The organism is Dulcicalothrix desertica PCC 7102 (genome assembly GCF_003991905.1).
In the GTDB taxonomy this organism is placed as follows: Bacteria; Cyanobacteriota; Cyanobacteriia; order Cyanobacteriales; family Nostocaceae; genus Dulcicalothrix; species Dulcicalothrix desertica.
Window position 1 is genome coordinate 1 of the sequence record NZ_RSCL01000049.1, and the last position, 18611, is coordinate 18611.

Sequence of the window (18611 nt, forward strand, 5' to 3'; positions counted from 1 at the left end):
AGGAGGAGTTTCATCTTTTAAAGCTGTTCGTTAATCCTGAGTCTGCTATACTTTTGGCTGCGTCTACTAGTCCTTACTGGTACCATACGAGAAAATAATATACTCGGTGACGGTTAAACCTTCGCTCCGGCGCGTTTTAATTGGTAAGTCAATAATTTCAAGAAAGCGGATTCGCCATTAGTGCCCGCATTCCGACTAATTGCCGTACTTGCGAAATGTTTCCGCGCGCAGAGCGTCTACTGCAAGAAACGCTTTATAAATCGGTGTAACTATCAGGTTCCTGTTTTGTAGTACTTATGCTCGGTTGTGTTTCATGTCCGCGCATAGATTAAAAGTGGCGCCGCGACCCTTAGAGAACGCTTACATTAATTTTCCACATAGCTTCAAAGCTTTGCCCAACTTGGATTCCATAATATGCCCCAAGAGCTAATTATATCAAATCTGAGGCAGCTTGATATTGCTGACTGCATAAATTAATTTTGTCACCCCTGTTAATGAATAGAACGAGAAAGTTCATCCCGCTTACTGGTAATTAAACAATGCGATTTTCAATTTGAAGAAAGCGCTCTTCGTTCAATTTCATAAGCAAGTCTATACACCAAGAACACATAAATCGAAGGAAACAGCTATGTTTACAGCTAAGAAATCTAATCAAGGTAAATTCAACTCGCGCATTACAGCAGTAGGACTATTAATAGCAAGTGCGATGGGTGGATTTGCTCTTCAGATAGTTCCTGTATCTGCTCAAAAAACACCAGATGTAATTTTATATGAAGGTCGGAATTTTACGGGACGTGCAATCAGACTAACTAAGGGAGTAGATAGCTTAGGCAGATTTAACAATAAAACTTCATCTATCAAGGTTCTGAACAATCAGAAATGGCAGTTTTGGGCAAAAAAAAATAAAAAAGGTCGTAGTATAATTCTATCTCCTGGGAATTATCCAAATCTCAATTTAAACAATGATATTGAGTCTTTAAAAGGACTTAAATAATTCGCTTTTTCCAAAAGTATGCTCCGTAAACACAATTTTCAGTTCCGTAGTCAATACATAAGTTTTACTGCATCTGAAATTCGTGTTTTCATCACCTATTATGCCCCTATATACCCCCATACGTAACATCTCAACTTCCCACCACCCCACGCTTAAACCACAACGTCGGCTTCGCTGATGCTGTTGGGACACACAATTACATGCCGAATATACCTACCTCCACTCCAGGCAGTTCGCCAATAATCGTACTCACACTCCCAACCATAAGAGCGAGGGTCGCGGCTCTTGGTATAACTGATAAACTCCTTGGTAGTTCGGTTTTGACGTTCGTTTAAGAGAGTTTGAGGATTCAATCCCAGGCGCCACTCGCTGCGCTCAAATTAAAAATTCAAAATTCAAAATTTAAGAGGGTATTCAAACATACTTAATCTCTATGTAGATGTGAGAATATCAAATTACTTCTTTAATTTTGCATTTTGAATTAATAATTTTGTTCACGTAGTGTACCGAAGGTAATTTGAACGAGTGAGTGGTTGGTGATGGATATTGTACGAACTCGGACGACGTTGGTTGTGGTGAGTGTTTGTATTTGAGATAAACGCTCGCACAAGTTGTTCGAGTGAAGACTTTATTGCGTCTAGTTTAAAAGTAAATTGCGATTCGATTTTATCTAGGCGTTTGGTAAGCATCTCAACTGATTTGCTACTGGGCGCCTTTCTCGTTATCCTCGCTGCTATCAAATTCGACAATTACATCCTCCAATACTTGTAGCATTTACGCACTCAGATACATCATTACAAAGGAAACCACTTACACCAGGGTTAATTACTTCAGGCGCCGAACCAAGATTCATTGCAATAACTGGTGTACCTGCTGCCATCGATTCTACCATTACCAATCCAAAAGGTTCACGCCAGGTAATTGGGAATAAAGTAGCGACAGCACCACCCATCAATTCATTTTTATCAGCATGAGTTGCTTCGCCTGCAATAGATTTTGAATCACTAACAGAACGTGCGTGTTGTGCAACTTTATTTACTAAAAATTGGGTTGCTTTATCAATACCACGTTTGAGAGCAATAGGGTTAGAACCTGCTGCAACGTTCCGCAAACCTTCTTTCATCATTGCGTGAGCGAGAACAGTCGCAGTAGTTGTACCATCACCAGCAGCATCGTTAGTTTTAGCAGCAGCTTGGCGAATTAAAGATACACCTGTATTCTCAATATGGTCTTCTAGTTCAATTTCTTTCGCAATGGTAACACCATCATTAATAATTTGCGGGGCGCCGTATTTCTTTTCCAAAACCACATTACGACCTTTTGGACTAAGAGTTACAGCAACCGCTTCTGCAAGAGCATCGATACCACGTTCTAATGCACGACGAGCGTCTTCGTTGTAAAGAATGTACTTAGCCATAATTCTCAAATGATTTTAGATTTTTAGATTTTATTGGGTTTCGGGGCGGGTTTAGGGGTATCCTAATAATATGTTTAATTTTTCGTGAACCCGCCCTTACAAGCGTACTCATCACCCAGCACGAGCGCACGAGCGCACTCAGCGCTTTCTACTAACTCACAACTGCGAGGATGTCTTGTTCGCGCAGCAAGACCTAGTCTTCACTTCCAAGTTTAATATCGGTACCACCATATTTGGAATAAAGTACTTTATCTCCGACTTTTACTTCCAACTGTTGGTAAGAACCGTCATCATTACGCTTACCCGAACCTACTTCAACAACCTCACCAACTTGTTGCTTTTCTTTAGCTGTGTCAGGAAGGAAAATTCCACCTGCGGTTTTTTCTTCAGCTTCGCTGATTTTGACCAATATTCGGTCTCCTAATGGTTTTAAACTGGAAATTGCCAAACTAAGGGTTGCCATAACAATCCTCCTTTCGGTTTATCGTCCTTTCTTTTGTAAGTTATAGGTTGTGTTGTTGTAATCGAAGCGCAAATACTATAAGAGAAAGAGGTGTTCGTGGTGATTTCACCCTTCACTTTTAGCACTTGCTTTATCTAAGTGCTAATGGGAGCAAACCTCTTTCTGAAGTGGCAATTATTTGATTTGTACGGCTTACCGAACTTGGTTTGGTAGTATGATTCCCCTTGAACGGATACTTCGAGGTTTATGAATATAGATATTGCTGTTGCACGCTATTTTCCTTTAGATAATGGACGCTATGAAGTCAAACCTGGAATGGTGCCATTAAGTAAATGTTTTGGCAATGGTATAGTAGATAACTATGTATTCCAGATTGATAATACCTTTGTTGACTACCGAAATACAAAGCTGGCATCTCGTCAAGAGGCTTTAAACAAATATTTTCAAACTAGTAATTATAGTAATGTAGTTGATGCTGCTGTGATAAAGTTTATTATCAGGCGCCTAACTGACGAACATCCAAATTATTTCCATCTTGAAAGCTTTACTTCGGGAATAGCTTTAAATTGTCAACTTACTCAAGAAAAGCTATACTTCGATAAAGATTATCATTTACAAAAAGTAGATATTCCTAAGAGTACTATATTCCCATCTTACATCTGTAGTTTAGATGCATTAGCCGCACAAGTGCAAGAAGATGTTACAGTTATTTGTCGTGCGAATAATACAAATTGGGTAGGCGCGATTCATTTATGTTTTCCCAACCATTGGTCAGCCGAAGATAAAATAGGTAAGGACTTTACGACAGTTCACGCACCCGTTGCGGGAATTGAAAAAATTAATCAGCGTGCCCAGGCAATTACCAATACAATGATTATGCATCAACCAATGGTACGCTTTGCTTGGGGTTTAAGTACAGACACTCGTCTCAACCATCATCCTCAACCACCATTAAATACACCAGCTGAAGTTTGGGGAGGTAGAAAATTTGATATCGATAATCCTGAGTTATATTTACGAATCGAACGTCAGGTTATTTGGGGTTTACCTGAGTGTGATGCAGCAATTTTTACAATTAGAACATATTTTAGAGATGTGGCAGAAATTAAGCAAGATAGTTGTTTGAGACAAAAATTAGTTTCTGCAATTAAATCTATGAGTTTAGACTCTTTAATTTACAAAGGTTTAGTAGAAAACCGTGATGATATTATAGCTTGGTTAGAAAAACCTTAAGCTAGTAAGCCTAATTATGGGTGTAATTCTAAATACCTTTGTTTTCAAATATATATGGATGTTGTAAAAGCCAGCTATCAATATCACTTAAAACTTCTTGTGGTATTTCCCACGGAAAAAGGTGTGCAGTATTCAAATAACGTTTAAACTCAGCATTTTTGAGATTATTCGCAGTTTCAAGGCTAGACTCAACAGTAATATGACGGTCTTCGGTTCCAGCAAGTACTAAACAAGGACATTCGATTTGATGTAAATCTGGTAACTTATTATATCCTCTACCAATTGCATTAAACAGCGCGCGTGTTGCAGCACGAGATGTTTGTAGGTAAGCAGGAACAGCATTTGATGCAATATATTTATAAGTACTAGGTGTATGCTGTCCAACTAAATAGCGAAACAAAGATTTTTTGGCAAATGTCTCAATATTCCATCGCCACCCTGGTTTTACCATATTCAACAATCCAGCAATACCCGTATAGATATTATCTTGTAAGCTAATTGGTGGATGACTACCTCGCGGACGAGCAGACGTAGCTATTAGCACCAATCCACTAACACGCTCAGGAAACCTTAGCGCTAACTCCATAGCTAAAATTCCACCCAACGACCATCCCAAAACCAAGCACTTTTGAATTTGGTGCTGTTCTAATAAATTTTCCAAGTCGGTTAAATGGTCATACATATCAAAGTCCCTATTAAAGCGACTTTTACCATAACCGCGTAAATCAGGCGCCAAAGTTTGGAAACGGTTGCTCAAATGGTTAGTAAACACCGACATACTGGCGCCAGAACCAGGATGACCATGCAAGCAAAGTACAGGAAAACCCTGACCACGCACATAAGTTTTTAAACGGACAGATTGATAACGCATAACGTAGGGGCGGGTTAACCCAAAATCTTCACTCTTTACCAGCATATAACTAAACCCGCCCAGAAACCCGCCCCAAACAAAAGGCGCCGATGGGAGAATTAATCATCAACAACGCGCCAATTCCAGATGCTGGCGCCACACCAACGATTCAATATCTAATTGATATTCTTCTGCCAATATTTTCAACTGGGCTAAAACCGTAGCTCTTTCTTCACGATGCAGGCGCCGAGCGATTGGATTACTATAATTATCAAGACTCACATCCAAATCGCGTAATTTATTCAAACACTCAACTACCTGGGATGGCAACACCTGCCCGAAATCATCAATTTCTAACTCAACACCAACAAGGTTATTAATATTCTGACTTCTATCAATTACCACATCCAACTCAGATAACTCTGACACCTCAACAATCTTACGACCTAAAACCACCTGGGCAATATCCTGAATTTTATGTGTTGAAGCTAATACAAATTCCATCCACTTATCTGGACTGCAACCTGACTGCTTCCATTCGGTGTCAATCTGGTTAGCAAGCTCAGGACTTTTGACTTCCAGACGAAATATACCTGTACCACCTGGCTGATTACCAACCATCTTAACTACAGCTTGAGCCTTTTTGGGTTGTGGGGAATGTGCCTTACGTAAAGTTTCTACATCTTGCGTTGTCACAGTATCGTTGATTTTACGAAACTCTTCGACCATATCAACCAGTGCATCTCTGGCTGTTCCATATTTCGGCGCCAGTAAGCCCATCAACGATAAAGGACTGACTGTTGTCAAATCATCATATATATTACCAAAACTCTCGAATAGCTTTATTAGTTTATTTGCATCACCAGTGACAAAATCGTTTTTATCCAACCAATCGCTGAAGCGTGCGCGACTTAGATGCTGTTTTGTTTGCTTTAGTACTTCTCCCGCTGCCATCAAGGCGCCTGATGCCAACTCTAATAACGAATGAATATCATCCGCAGCCGTTGCTAGATTAAGTTTTGCAGGTTGGGGTAAAAAAACTTGGTAAAGTTGAGCTGTTAGCGCGATATCCATGTTAAGATAACTCCAGAATTTAATTAATATTTTTTAAAAAGCGTACCCAATTTCTAACGGCTGGGTGCGCTTTTACATGTCCTAATTATTTTACCACTAACACAATAAACATAATTGTAAAATTTTGTAACAACATCACGCTTTTTCCCTGAAAGAGCTGTATGCAACATTTAATACATAAACTGATAAAGCGTAGATGGTGAAAATGTGCATATTAAGCTATTTTGAGAAATTAACTAATTTTGTTTACATATCCACTAGCATAATCAATCACACACATTTGTCGGTAGGTAGAATGAATACCAAAAGCAACGCCTGCTAATTTGAATTTAGGGTTATATATATTAGTTCTGTGACCTCGGTCGGGTACTCCATCATCAATAATTAATTGCATTACAATATCTTGGGCAGTGGGAGAACCGTAACTGATATTCTCTCCAGCTATAACTTGCCACTTACCATAGCGTTGCATCCGTTCAAAAGGATTACTGCCATCACTTCCTGTATGACCTGTAATACCTTTGGCGCCTTGGTCTTTAACATGGTCGCGTGCAGCAAGTGACAAACCTTTAGATACACTCAAAGCAGGAACAGGAGAGACTTTTTTAAGATATTGAATAGCTTCATCAACAGCTTTAACTCCCTCAGTAGTTTGCAAGTAGAGATTAGATGATAATTTAACTCGTTTACCTTCAAAGCGCTTTTTATAGTTTTCTAATACGGCTACATAAGCTGCGGGGTTAGTGCGGGCTTTGTTCATTTCCACAATAACTTGTTGTTCCAAACGTGATAAGTCACTTTCGTTAACGGGAACACCAGAGTCACTAGGTTGTATAGATATGGGAAAATCAGGTTGCAACACAATTTGACACGAAGAAAAAAGTAAGCTGATAGGGGCAAATACCCAAGGAAGTATCCGACGCATTGGGGTTATCTGGGAACTCAATACATGTATTCTAGATAAATTCACTTTGTGACATCTTGTACAATTGTTTATAAGCTACAAGTGCAAGCTATAAATTTCCGAATATCTCTAATGCGAACATAAATACTAATAAGTTATGGCGCCTGTTATCGGATTTCCATTCCATGAAAAAGTTGGTTCAGCTTCACAGTAGCTCCATTTTGCTTCCCAAGGCATAGGAAAATTAGGCACTGTAAAACGAATCGAAAATCGTCCCCAAGTGTTGCTTAATTTACCAGAACTATCTTCTCGCCCTGTATCGCATTTAACATTAGATTTGCCAATCCAGTAGCCGTGATAAACTCCACGATTATTGAATACTCCAGCTAGTCCCTCAATGAAAATGGCGCCTGCGGGATAACTCCAAATAGCTGTTTTACCTCTATCACTTTGGTAAACGACTTTACCATAACTGCTATTCCATACTTCGTCCGCGAACGCAGAATTTTGTGCAGTAGCCAAGAAAAATACTGTACTTACAATTGCTAAATGTGTGTATTTCATGCCATTAATATACGAAGTGTCGTTTAGATTTAAAGAATTATATCGGTTGATATGTAATACTCTATATAATGCACTAATACATATAAACACTTAGATTAAACTGGCGCTAATCGTTTCATGACATTAGTACTAAAGTTTATAAAGTTCCTTCTGTAGCTTTTTTAACTGCTTCTGCCGCAATTCTTGCAACCTCCGCCATTCGAGCGGCTTCTTCGTAAGCTTTTCTTGTTTCTTGTAAAACTCTTATTATCTCTACTTCTTCTTCTATAATAATTCTTGTTTTCTGTACAACTTTAGCTGCTTGTGCTTCTGCGGCAATTCTTATTTCCTCAGCCATGAGAGCTGCTTTTTCTGCTATTTTTACTGCTTCAGAAGCTGCATTCCTTGTTACCTCAGCAACTCGAAGTTGCTCAACTGTACCACCGAATAGATGTTGCATTGCTTGTTCTACATCTTGAAGCGGATAGATAATTTTAAGAATTTGTTCTATTACTTTGGCGCCTTGAGCATAAATGTTTTTTAGCACCTTTCCTGTATCAGTCGCGCTCATTCCAACTTCTTGAGAAGCTTTAGCTGTTATAACACTATCCATCGTTGTCAGAGAAAGTTCGATTAACTCGTAAGGAATATGTTCTAAACAAGATATATATTTTGTTAACTTAGCGCGCGTTGTTCCAGATGCTTTTTGCCGTAGCCAATTTGAAACTACCCATTTCATTGTAGGGTCAGTCTCAAGAAACAGAAACTCGTATATTCGCTTTAATCCTTCTTCATTGTCTTGAAGCGCATTACTTAATTCTTCTAATTTTATCATTAATGAACTATTCCGAAGCCGATGCTTGATACCTTCAACTCCACCTAGTACAACCGCATTGTATGGAGTATTGGGAATTTGACTATTTCCTAGAACTGCGTCATCAGGTTTTGGCTTATACATTGCCATAAGTTGTTTAACCGTTTTGCTCTTACTACTTTCTCATAAACGCTTTTATCCAAATTAGACATTATCTTTACAAAAATTTACTTTTTCTGGGAAATAAGAACAGGTGTAAAAGAATGCAGGAAGTTATCGGTTTTGACGATAACCTCGCTTACACGCTTGCGCCTTTTTTAGTTGATATCAATATTTATTTATCTTTAAATCCACCGGCATAAGTGATTACACACATTTTGCCGTATTTAGCATGATTTCCAAACGCGACCCCAGAAACCTTGAAATTAGGGTTAAAGATATTTTTGCGGTGTCCTCTATCTGGCACACCGTCATCGATAACTAGCTGCATAACGATATCTTGAGCAGTTGCAGGCCCGTAACTGATATTCTCACCTGCGGTAGTTTGCCACTTTCCATATTTACTAATACGAGAAAAAGGACTACTACCGTTGCTACCGTTATGACCTATTGAACCTTTGGGTCCTTGGTCTTTTACATGGTCTTTGGCGCCAAGCGACATTCCTCTTGAAGCAGATAAGGCGCCTATTGGACGTTGTGACTTTAAAAATGCAATTGCTTCGTCAACTGCCCTTGCTCCTTCTTGAGTCACCAAAAATGAATTGTTTCCAATTTTGACTTTATTTCCTTGGAAGCGTTTGCGGTAATTTTCGAGAATTGGAAGGTAAGATTTAGGGTTCGTCCGTATCTTGTTCGTTTCCGCAATAATCTGTGATTCAATTGATGAGAGGTAGTTAGCGCTTGCTACCAAAGTTGGGCTAGCAAGTTGATTGGCTTTGACGGTAACAGGCGCCGCACTTGATGTAGACTTAGCTTCAGATGAATCAGATTGTAACAATTGTGGAACACTTGTAAATATTAAAGCAATGGGAAAAAACATCCAAAACTTTGACCGATGCATCATATAACCTCTTAAAAGTACTCACACTGACTTATTTATATACAAGTCTTTGACTGTATATATAGAGAAATTGTTTCTTGAAACTTCCTATTCATCAGCTTGAGACTTAGCTTCATCAAACATCAATCCTAAGTAATATTACATATATTGTTGTATAGAGAATAATTACCAAACGCGACACTAGTGACTTTAAAGTCAAGATTAAACATATTTTTATATTGTCCATGTCAAACTAAATCTGGTTCGATATTTCTTTGGGAGAAATAAATATGCTTGCTTCAACAAGGGATTTGCTCTTAACCGCGCGCAGGAACGTTTATGCAATCGGCGCCTTTAACATATATAATTTGGAAGGGGTCAAAGCAGTAGTGCAAGCAGCCGAAACTCTCTCAAGTCCTGCCATGCTACAAATTCACCCTGGTTCACTTAAATTTGGTGGTACAGCGTTAGTGTCACTTTGTATGGAAGCAGCACGCACATCAAAAGTACCGATTTCAGTACATTTAGACCACAGTACCTCAGCAAGTGCAATTCAACAAGCATTAAGCGCTGGAATGACCTCAGTAATGGCAGACGGTTCACCGTTACCCTACACAGAGAATTTAACCTTTACCAAACAGATGACCGAATTAGCGCATTCCAAAGGCGCTGCAGTCGAAGCAGAAATAGGTAGAATTAGCGGTAGCGAAGATGGAATGACCGTTGAAGAAAAAGAAGCTTTAATGACCGACCCAGACCAAGCAGTTGAATTTGTCGCAGCTACAAAAGTTGACTTCTTAGCAGTGACTATTGGTAATGTACATGGAGAATACAAAAGCAAACCAAGACTAGATTTTCCAAGATTAGTTCGTATCCGCAAAAATATTGATATTCCTTTAGTATTGCATGGCGCCTCTGGTTTACCACCAGAGATGATAAGTAAATCAATAGAACTAGGTGTATGTAAATTTAACGTCAATACAGAAGTAAGACAAGCCTACGTACAGAACTTGAAAAAGGATTTAAGCACTTCTAAAAGTCCTGATTTGGTAGACTTAATGCAAAATGCGATTAGCGCAATGCAAGAAGTAATAAGTGAGAAAATACAGCTTTTTGGTTCTGTAGGTAAAGCCCATTTGCATGAGTCACCTTATGCGAGTATGTTAGCTGGGCAACGGATGTAACGGATGTAACGGATGGTTGATTTATTTTAAGGCGCCTGTTGAATATTTGTTTATAGGCGCCGTTTGCTAGTAGTGCTTGCGGCGCCAGTCTAACAATGATTCTAAAGCAGTACTACTGGTTAACCGAAACCAGTAGTACCAAAAATAAGGAATTTCAAACAATACAATACAAATGAATTACAAACGAGTGATAACCAGTAGTACTCAAGGCGCCAGTTTGCCCTTAAAAGCATGTGTGCAAAGTCATTAGTGTTAAAGATTTATAAATTTGAAATAAAAGGTAAATTCATTTTTACCGTATCAAACCACGCTCCTTTATTCACCCCTGCACATCCAAACCAGTTTACCTAGCAATTCAGATATAGGCTCTAAGGAATAATCTTTAAAATCCACTGTTATTTGTTTTTGTTCAAGTTTGAGAAATCGCCATAACATTCCGTTACTAACACAACCATAAATAGGGAATGATTCTTCTCCTGCTTGCTGATTAAATTGTTGTGCTGCAACCATTTCTGCCATACATTGCCCCATACCACTGTTAATATCTGCTTTTTTCGCTTCTACCAGCACAATAACCGGAGACTCGACTTCTAATTGTTCAGGTGACCGACTGATTAGAAAATCGCACACTCCTGATAGTCCAACTTCAGGATTAACTGTAAATTCCTGTCCTGAAAATAAGCTGATTTGTCGCTTGAGATACTTTCTAACTTCAACCAAAATTGGGCTAATTAGTAGTTCAGATTTGGCTTTTTCACTTGGTAGTGCAACCGCAAGTGGAAGATTTTCTGATAAAACCTCTAACAATGTAGAAGTTGGTGCAACTGGAGAAATTTCCGGAAAAAATGCGACACCTTCATTTGTCTGAATTCCAAATGCCTGTTTAACTTTACCAACCGTGAAATCGCTGTATGCCATAAGGTTTCACTTGTTACCTAATAATATTTTAACTTACATGGGGATGTAAATAATACATCCCTTTTTTTATTGGAATATCTGGAGTATCTTAAATCAAATGTTTATAGGCGCCTATGAACATTTGCAGATGTTATACTTATACAATAACCTGTACAAGTGCGAAGCAGAGTAATTTACTAGCATATGTATTTTTGAAAACACATATACCTTTTGACAGTGCCCGTCGGGGTACTATTAATACGCATTGGATTAATGAATAATCAGGCGCCAGCAGGCAACGTGCTTAAATAAAGTACTACTGGTTTAAATTAACCAGTAGTACCATTTTAGAGCATTATGTTAACCAGTAGTACCATTCTGCGGCATTTGCTTTATGTTCAAATCATATGTACTATTAAACGATGTGAACCAGTAGTACGAAGTGGCGCCAGTAGTTGTGCTGTCTGGTAGAGTACTACTGGTTTGGAATTAATCTGCGTTAGTGCAAATCGAGGCTAAGTGTACTGCATAAGAGCGGGTCAAAGGTGGCAAAATGGCCATAAGTAAGCGGGCATTGAAAGAGAAGCGTTTGCGAAACTCTGGGAAATGCCAGATGTAGCGAGAAGCAATAATTTTGTATCGAGAGTCCCAAGCTTCTATATCTTTAATATTCTTGATACCCCATTGGAATTTGGCAGAAGTGTGTTTTACAGCTTCGTAGCTTCTGCGATTTTTGATAATAAATGGTGAAGCAGCATCAAATACTAGGTATGAACCTGGGAATTCCTGCGCTAAGATTGCCAAGAGTGTTTTTACCTGTTCCTCTGTAAAGTAAAGCAATACCCCCTCAGCAATAAATAATTTTGGTGAATTTGGGCAATTTTGTTTGACTTGATTTATCCATTCTGGCTCTAGCACAGAGCCACTAATGAAATGTCGGCGCCCGTTTTCTTCAAAGAAATGTTTTCTGACAGCTATTGCATCAGGCAAATCTAAATCAAACCAATACAATTGTCCGTTATCAAGCCGCTCAAATCGAGTATCTAAACCGGCGCCAATTTCCACGATTGTAGATTGCGGATTTTGTTGGATAAAATGTTGTGTCAACTCGTCAATAGCTTTACCTCGAATGCACATCATCACCTGGGTGCTTTTCGCTGCTTGAAACTTGTCGAAATCATAATCTAGTTGAGAAACTATTTCTTTGGCTTTTGCATCGTACAGTATCGGTTCTGGCTGACTTGCTTCTACCGCACGCGACCATAGGGGGATTAATAAAGTTTCTTGAACTATTCCCAAATTTACTGTTTGTTTACTCATAACTCCCAATTCCTAACTCCTAACTCCTAACTCCTAACTAATTACCTTTCCATATTCCATGAAATCCCAAGGGAATTACACTTGGTAATTCTAATTTACAAACAGGTTCATCATCTAGATGTTCGCTGTCAAAAATCCATACTTCGCTTGTGTGGTTATTGCCATCATAAACTATCGTTAAAAGCCACCCTGATTGGGGATTTATGGGATTTGCTGCGTAGGTAGGTTCTAGAGGATAGCGGTTCTCCCCTAAGTCGGCAATTGTCAAAGAATCGGTTTTGTAATCAATACGCGCGATAGCATTAAAAAATTCCTCTGTGGTATTCGTTCCTTTCCCAAATCCCAAAAAATAAGTGTATCGCCATTTCTGTCCAATTTCTAACGGTGATACCATTGGAAATTCAGCTAAATGATTATATCCTTTTTCAACTGCCTTTACCTTGCCTGTTTTCGGATTCAAAATTAACTGCCATAATCCTGATTTTGTTGGTGTTTTTAACTCTCCAGTTGGCAATTCCTTTAGACGTTGATTGATATTAAAGTCTTCATAGCCAGCGAAATCTATCATTACCATACCGTTTTCATCTACATAGCCATTACCGAAGTGCCAAAGAAAAAAGCCTTCAGTCTCACTACGGCTAACTAGAGATAAGGTTTGTTTATCAAATACCAAAATTTGTGTTCCTGATTTCGGTTCCCAGGTCATGGAGTTACCATAACTACGCAATCCTAAACCAACAGGCAATCCGTGTACTTTAACTGGTGGAATGAAAAATATGAGATATTCTCCAGCTAACACGAAATCATGTACTAAAGGAAGCCAATCAAGGGAAAATGCTTTTGATACCAATATTTTACCAGTAGAGTCAGATTTATAAAGATTCAAACAACCTTTGAATTTACCTGTGACACCAAAATTAAAAATCTCCCCAGTTTGAGGGTCGCGTTTGGGATGTGCGGAATAAGTCAAACCTCCTTTTAAGGCGCCTAAACTATCTATACCTTGTGTTTCCAGTGTCTCTAAATCAAGTGCATGGGGTTTACCACCCTCCCACAACGCCAAAAGTTTATCGGGTAAAGCGATAACAGCAGTGTTAGCGACATTTTTTAGCGGTCTTAGGAAGTGGTTCCAGAATCGTCCAGGTGCAATCATTCCATAGTTACCATACAAAAGTTTGCCTGCTGCGACTTCATGCTGATATCCCTTGGTTTGCACGTAGCGGTATAAAGCAGTGGCGCCATCATCACCAAAATGAACCCTAAGAATCGCACCATCGCCATCAAACCAGTGTCCGACCTGGATACCCCCACGAGAGAGGCGCCCTGGTCCAATGCGATAAAGTGTACCCCGTAAATATTCTGGTATTGTGCCTTCTAAAACTGGCAAAGGTGTGGAGGAAAATTCTTGCCCTGGCTCGGCAATCGCCTGCTTCCAAGCTTTATGTGTATTTTTTAACTCTTTTCCTAACTTAGTTTCGGAATCTAAAAATGCTGGATTTTGTACCATAAATCTTAAAAATTTAAATAACTATGAAATTTGTTATTAAATGCCCTCTATTGGGAATCTTAAGTCTATAAAGATACTAATGTTTCAGTAATATCCACAAAATATTATGAAGATTGTGATAATTGGTAGCGGATTCGGTGGTTTATCTGCAGCAATTCGACTACAGACTCAAGGACATCAAGTTACACTGTTAGAAAAGCAGTCAGAACCTGGCGGTCGTGCTAATGTGTACCAACAAGATGGCTTTACCTTTGATGCTGGTCCAACAATAATTACAGCACCTTACCTTATTGATGAATTATTTCAAATAAATGGGAGAAGAATAGAAGATTATGTACAGCTAGTTCAGCTTGACCCTTTTTACAACATTCGTTTTAGCGATGGGTCAGTTTTTCACCTCACTGGCAACCGCGAATATATTTTGCAGCAGATTCGCGAGTTTAATTCCCAAGATATTCAAGGCTATTATCGTTTTGAGCAAGCTTTGGAGAAAATTTTCAAAAAAGTTATGCCACTGATGGAACAACCATTGAATAATTTTTGCGAATTGATAAAATTTGCTCCTAAGATAATTGGCTTACAACCTTTACAATCAGTTGCTAGTTTCGTTAATCAATATTTTCAAGATGAACGACTACGACAAGTTTTTAGTTTTCATCCTCTATGGATAGGTAGTAATCCCTTTACAACTTCTTCAATTTTTACCACAATTCATGAATTGGAAAGAAAGTTCGGTGTCTGGTTTGCTATGGGAGGAACAGGAGCCTTAGTTAATGCTTTGGTACAACTTTTTTGCGAGCTTGGGGGTAAGTTATTACTCAATACACCAGTAGCTGAAATTGCCATGAATTATAAAACTGGTTATGCCACAGGCGCCATTTTAGCGAATGGTAAATATTTACCATCTGATATAGTTGTGAGTAATGCTGATGTCGCCTTTACTTATATGAATTTAGTGCCAGCAAAGTTTCGACGTCATTATAGTCTTGCTAAATTTGAACGAATGCGTCATTCAATGTCTGTGTTTGTCATTTACTTTGGTACAAATCGCCGTTATCAGCACATGGCACATCATGAAATGCTGATGGCGCCTGAATATCACAATTTCATGCAAGACATCTTTGAACGTAAACATTTACCTTCATACTTTTGTTTGTACTTGCATCGTCCAACCGCTACCGATGCATCATTAGCACCCCTTGGATGTGAGTCTTGGTATGCTCTCGTTCCCGTGCCAAACTTAAGTGGACAGACAGACTGGGAAGTAAACTCCAAGCCATTTCGGAATAAAGTAATTCAGTACCTTGAGCGCTATTATTTACCAGATTTATCAAAACATATAGTTACCGAGCATAGTATTAATCCTCTATATTTCCGCGATACATTCAACAGTTACCAAGGAAGTGCTTTTGCAATGGAATCAACTTTTACACAGTCTGGTTGGTTTCGTCCGCATCATCAAAGTGAAGATATTCGTAACCTTTATTTTGTAGGTGCTGGAACCCATCCAGGTGCAGGACTGCCTAGTGTAATCACTTCTGGCAAAATTGTAGCGCGAATGATTGGCAAAGCTTGACAGGCGCCAATAGTTAAACCCCAATATTATCATCTCTATAAAAATATGATTTTTCAACTATCAATATCAGATACGATTCGCAAACAACGGAAATTTTTTCAAAGTGGTACAACTAAAGATTTTGCTTTTCGTCTTGTTCAACTAAAAGCTCTAAAACAAGCGATAATTCAACATCAAACAGATATTACACACGCCTTATTAGCTGATTTAAACAGAGCAGAAGTTGAAACTTATGGGACAGAAATACTTTTGATACTTAGCGAAATTGATTATGCAATTAAAAATCTGAAACAATGGATGCAGCCGCAAAAATTAGCAACTAATATCCAACAGCTCCCTGCCTCAGCACACATTTACCCAGAACCACTTGGAATAGCTTTAATAATTGGACCTTGGAATTATCCATTTCAGCTAACTTTGTCTCCATTAGTAGGAGCGATTGCAGCGGGTAACTGCGCCATCATTAAACCATCAGAATTAGCGAGTAATTGCTCTAAAGTTATAGCCGAAATTATCACCAAATCTTTTGCTTCAGAGTATATCACTGTAGTAGAAGGTGGTGTAGACACTAGCCAACAACTACTAGCAGATAAATTTGATCATATATTCTTTACTGGTGGAACAGCTATTGGTAAAATTGTTATGGAAGCAGCTGCAAAACATCTGACACCAGTAACTTTAGAATTAGGCGGAAAAAGTCCTTGTATTGTAGATGCTGATGTTAACATTGAATGTACCGCCCAACGCATTATATGGGGTAAGTTTCTCAATGCTGGACAAACTTGTGTGGCGCCTGATTATCTGTTAGTCAATAAAAACATCAAACCTCAGTTGTTAACTGCTCTTCAAAAAAGTATCAAAGAATTTTATGGCGATAATCCAGCCAAAAGCCCTGATTATGGCAGAATTATCAATCATAAACATTTTGACAGACTAGTTAAGTTTTTGCAAGATGGTCATATTTGTATAGGTGGAGAAAGCAACAAAATCGAATGCTACATTGCTCCCACCGTCATAGATAATATTTCCTTAACTTCAGCAGTCATGCAATCAGAGATTTTTGGACCCATCCTGCCAATAATTGAATATGGTGATATCGACAAAGCTATAACCATCATTAACTCTCAACCAAAACCCTTGGCTGTATATCTATTTTCTCAAGATAAAAAACTGCAACAGCGAATTTTACAAAACACATCATCCGGAGGAGTTTGTATAAATGATACTGTGATGCAAGCTGCTGCTTCTGGATTACCATTTGGTGGTGTAGGTGATAGCGGTATTGGTCGCTATCATGGTAAAACTAGTTTTGAAACTTTTTCCCATTACAAAACCGTACTGCAAAGGTCTTTTTTATTTGATATAAAGCTTCGATATGCTCCTTATAAAGGAAAATTGCAATGGCTGAAGCGAATTGTCGGTTCAAATATTTGATTTAAGAGAATGTTTGAAAAGTATCACATTTAGCTAAAATCTTATAAAATCCCCCCTAACCCCCCTTAATAAGGGGGGCAGGGGGGATTAAACCAATAATTACGAATTAAATAAAACTTTTCAAATCTCCTCTGAACATAATAGATAATTTATACAATTTTAATAATTAATTTACCTATTTTGTTTGCATTAAAAAGTTTCATAATTTCCTTTGGCGCCTTTTCTAAACCTTCAACTATTTCATACTCCTGTTTTATTTTCCCTTGCTTCATCCACTCTCCAATATCCTTAATTGCCTCATGCCAACGATTATGATAATCACTAACAATAAATCCTTGTATCCGTAAACGCTTCATTAAAACCAAACCAAAGTTGTATGGTCCTGGTACTGGTTCGGTAGAGTTATAAGTTGAGATTAAACCACACAGAGGAATGCGCGCAAATAGATTTAGATGCGACATTACTGTATCTAAAATTGAACCACCGACATTATCGAAGTATATATCAACACCATTTGGGCAAGCATTTGTTAACGCGCTGTTTAAGTCGGTAGTTTTATAGTTAATTGCTGCATCAAAACCAACAGAAGTTAACCATTGGCATTTCTCGTCTGAACTTGTTATTCCAACTACATGGCAGCCTTTAATTTTAGCAATTTGTCCTACCACTGAACCAACGGCGCCTGCCGCTGCTGACACTACAACTGTTTCTCCTGGTTTTGGTTGCCCTATCTCTAGCAAACCGAAATAAGCTGTTACACCAGTAACACCCAGTGGACCCACTGCAGCAAATAAGGGGTCAGGTAAAGGTGGGTTAATTTTAGTTACAAAGTTTGCTTGGTTCTCTTTTAACAATGCATAATCTTGCCAACCTAAAAGTCCTGTGACTATATCTCCTGGTTTAAGGAACAGATTCTTAGATTCTTCTACAACTCCAATAGCAACACCTCGCATTACTTCCCCTAACTCTACTGGTGGCATATACTGCACCATGTCGCTCATCCAAATGCGGTTAGTAGGGTCAAGCGACAAATATAAATTTCTTACCAGTGCTTCCCCTTGGCTGGGAGTTGGCACAGGCGCCTCTTTGTACTCAAAGTCACTTTCTTTAATATCTCCAACCGGACGAGAAGCAAGCAGGAATTGACGATTTACTCTTGGTGTGTTTTCTACATTAGTACTCATGTCGCCCCTTAAAGATAACGCGCACGCAATTATTCCAAGGATACATCGCTAGAACCCATCTCATCCAAAAGAATTGTTTGTGCTTGTAAAATACAGGTAGAGTAATAATGCTCATCTATCTTTTTTGCAAACTCAGCATCCATGAAATTAAGTAAAAAATCTGATAGTGATATACAAA

At 38.6% G+C, this 18611-nt stretch carries 18 protein-coding genes and 1 pseudogene; 5 read left to right on the forward strand and 14 right to left on the reverse strand.

Going from position 1 to position 18611, the window contains the following annotated elements:
• Window positions 1–34: 34 nt before the first annotated feature.
• Window positions 35–229: pseudogene (locus tag DSM106972_RS56115) on the reverse strand (hypothetical protein); the annotation flags it as partial.
• A gap of 399 nt (window positions 230–628) precedes the next feature.
• On the opposite strand from DSM106972_RS56115, the gene DSM106972_RS47695 reads away from it, so the two are divergent.
• Window positions 629–994: a beta/gamma crystallin-related protein gene (locus DSM106972_RS47695; RefSeq protein WP_127087282.1), complete on the forward strand. Its 366-nt coding sequence runs from the start codon at window positions 629–631 to the stop codon at window positions 992–994.
• 152 nt (window positions 995–1146) lie between these two features.
• Here DSM106972_RS47695 and DSM106972_RS47700 read toward each other — a convergent pair whose 3' ends face one another.
• The 3 genes from DSM106972_RS47700 to DSM106972_RS47710 all read right to left on the reverse strand — a co-directional run bounded on the left by DSM106972_RS47700 (window position 1147) and on the right by DSM106972_RS47710 (window position 2874).
• The gene (locus DSM106972_RS47700) at window positions 1147–1347 is read right to left on the reverse strand and encodes a hypothetical protein (RefSeq protein WP_127087283.1); all 201 of its coding nucleotides are present in this window, start codon (window positions 1345–1347) and stop codon (window positions 1147–1149) included.
• A gap of 383 nt (window positions 1348–1730) precedes the next feature.
• Window positions 1731–2411 carry a TCP-1/cpn60 chaperonin family protein gene (locus DSM106972_RS52980; RefSeq protein WP_127087284.1) on the reverse strand — a complete coding sequence of 227 codons (681 nt, stop codon included), beginning with the start codon at window positions 2409–2411 and terminating at the stop codon, window positions 1731–1733.
• 193 nt (window positions 2412–2604) lie between these two features.
• Window positions 2605–2874, reverse strand: a complete 270-nt coding sequence (locus tag DSM106972_RS47710; RefSeq protein ID WP_127087285.1) for a co-chaperone GroES — start codon at window positions 2872–2874, stop codon at window positions 2605–2607.
• Between the two features lie 246 nt (window positions 2875–3120).
• On the opposite strand from DSM106972_RS47710, the gene DSM106972_RS47715 reads away from it, so the two are divergent.
• On the forward strand, window positions 3121–4107 hold the full coding sequence (locus DSM106972_RS47715) for a heme-dependent oxidative N-demethylase family protein (RefSeq protein ID WP_127087286.1): 987 nt from the start codon (window positions 3121–3123) through the stop codon (window positions 4105–4107).
• Window positions 4108–4135: 28 nt separating this feature from the next.
• Here DSM106972_RS47715 and DSM106972_RS47720 read toward each other — a convergent pair whose 3' ends face one another.
• The 6 genes from DSM106972_RS47720 to DSM106972_RS47745 form a co-directional block, all read right to left on the reverse strand.
• Window positions 4136–4978: an alpha/beta fold hydrolase gene (locus DSM106972_RS47720; RefSeq protein WP_127087315.1), complete on the reverse strand. Its 843-nt coding sequence runs from the start codon at window positions 4976–4978 to the stop codon at window positions 4136–4138.
• Between the two features lie 105 nt (window positions 4979–5083).
• Window positions 5084–6031, reverse strand: a complete 948-nt coding sequence (locus tag DSM106972_RS47725; RefSeq protein WP_127087287.1) for a hypothetical protein — start codon at window positions 6029–6031, stop codon at window positions 5084–5086.
• A gap of 232 nt (window positions 6032–6263) precedes the next feature.
• Entirely contained in the window at window positions 6264–6956 is a 693-nt protein-coding gene (locus DSM106972_RS47730) for a CAP domain-containing protein (protein ID WP_127087288.1), read from the reverse strand.
• Window positions 6957–7082: 126 nt separating this feature from the next.
• A complete protein-coding gene (locus DSM106972_RS47735) occupies window positions 7083–7499 on the reverse strand; it encodes a hypothetical protein (RefSeq protein ID WP_127087289.1) in 417 nt (138 codons plus the stop codon).
• A gap of 136 nt (window positions 7500–7635) precedes the next feature.
• Window positions 7636–8442: a hypothetical protein gene (locus DSM106972_RS47740; protein WP_127087290.1), complete on the reverse strand. Its 807-nt coding sequence runs from the start codon at window positions 8440–8442 to the stop codon at window positions 7636–7638.
• 184 nt (window positions 8443–8626) lie between these two features.
• The gene (locus DSM106972_RS47745) at window positions 8627–9352 is read right to left on the reverse strand and encodes a CAP domain-containing protein (RefSeq protein ID WP_170213653.1); all 726 of its coding nucleotides are present in this window, start codon (window positions 9350–9352) and stop codon (window positions 8627–8629) included.
• A gap of 269 nt (window positions 9353–9621) precedes the next feature.
• Between DSM106972_RS47745 and DSM106972_RS47750 the strand changes: the two genes are divergently transcribed.
• Window positions 9622–10515 carry a class II fructose-bisphosphate aldolase gene (locus tag DSM106972_RS47750; protein ID WP_127087291.1) on the forward strand — a complete coding sequence of 298 codons (894 nt, stop codon included), beginning with the start codon at window positions 9622–9624 and terminating at the stop codon, window positions 10513–10515.
• A gap of 315 nt (window positions 10516–10830) precedes the next feature.
• Here the strand turns inward: DSM106972_RS47750 and DSM106972_RS47755 are convergent, their stop codons facing one another.
• The 3 genes from DSM106972_RS47755 to DSM106972_RS47765 all read right to left on the reverse strand — a co-directional run bounded on the left by DSM106972_RS47755 (window position 10831) and on the right by DSM106972_RS47765 (window position 14239).
• Window positions 10831–11433, reverse strand: coding sequence for a hypothetical protein (locus DSM106972_RS47755; protein WP_127087292.1), 603 nt, complete (start codon window positions 11431–11433; stop codon window positions 10831–10833).
• Window positions 11434–11901: 468 nt separating this feature from the next.
• Entirely contained in the window at window positions 11902–12732 is an 831-nt protein-coding gene (locus tag DSM106972_RS47760; protein ID WP_127087293.1) for a class I SAM-dependent methyltransferase, read from the reverse strand.
• A 37-nt stretch (window positions 12733–12769) separates the two neighbouring features.
• Window positions 12770–14239, reverse strand: coding sequence for a carotenoid oxygenase family protein (locus DSM106972_RS47765; RefSeq protein ID WP_127087294.1), 1470 nt, complete (start codon window positions 14237–14239; stop codon window positions 12770–12772).
• 106 nt (window positions 14240–14345) lie between these two features.
• Here DSM106972_RS47765 and crtI point away from each other — a divergent pair, with 106 nt between their 5' ends.
• Window positions 14346–15815 carry a phytoene desaturase family protein gene (gene crtI / locus DSM106972_RS47770; RefSeq protein WP_127087295.1) on the forward strand — a complete coding sequence of 490 codons (1470 nt, stop codon included), beginning with the start codon at window positions 14346–14348 and terminating at the stop codon, window positions 15813–15815.
• A gap of 45 nt (window positions 15816–15860) precedes the next feature.
• A complete protein-coding gene (locus tag DSM106972_RS47775) occupies window positions 15861–17249 on the forward strand; it encodes an aldehyde dehydrogenase (RefSeq protein ID WP_127087296.1) in 1389 nt (462 codons plus the stop codon).
• Window positions 17250–17398: 149 nt separating this feature from the next.
• Here the strand turns inward: DSM106972_RS47775 and DSM106972_RS47780 are convergent, their stop codons facing one another.
• Window positions 17399–18433 carry an NADP-dependent oxidoreductase gene (locus tag DSM106972_RS47780; RefSeq protein WP_127087297.1) on the reverse strand — a complete coding sequence of 345 codons (1035 nt, stop codon included), beginning with the start codon at window positions 18431–18433 and terminating at the stop codon, window positions 17399–17401.
• Window positions 18434–18611 lie beyond the last annotated feature (178 nt).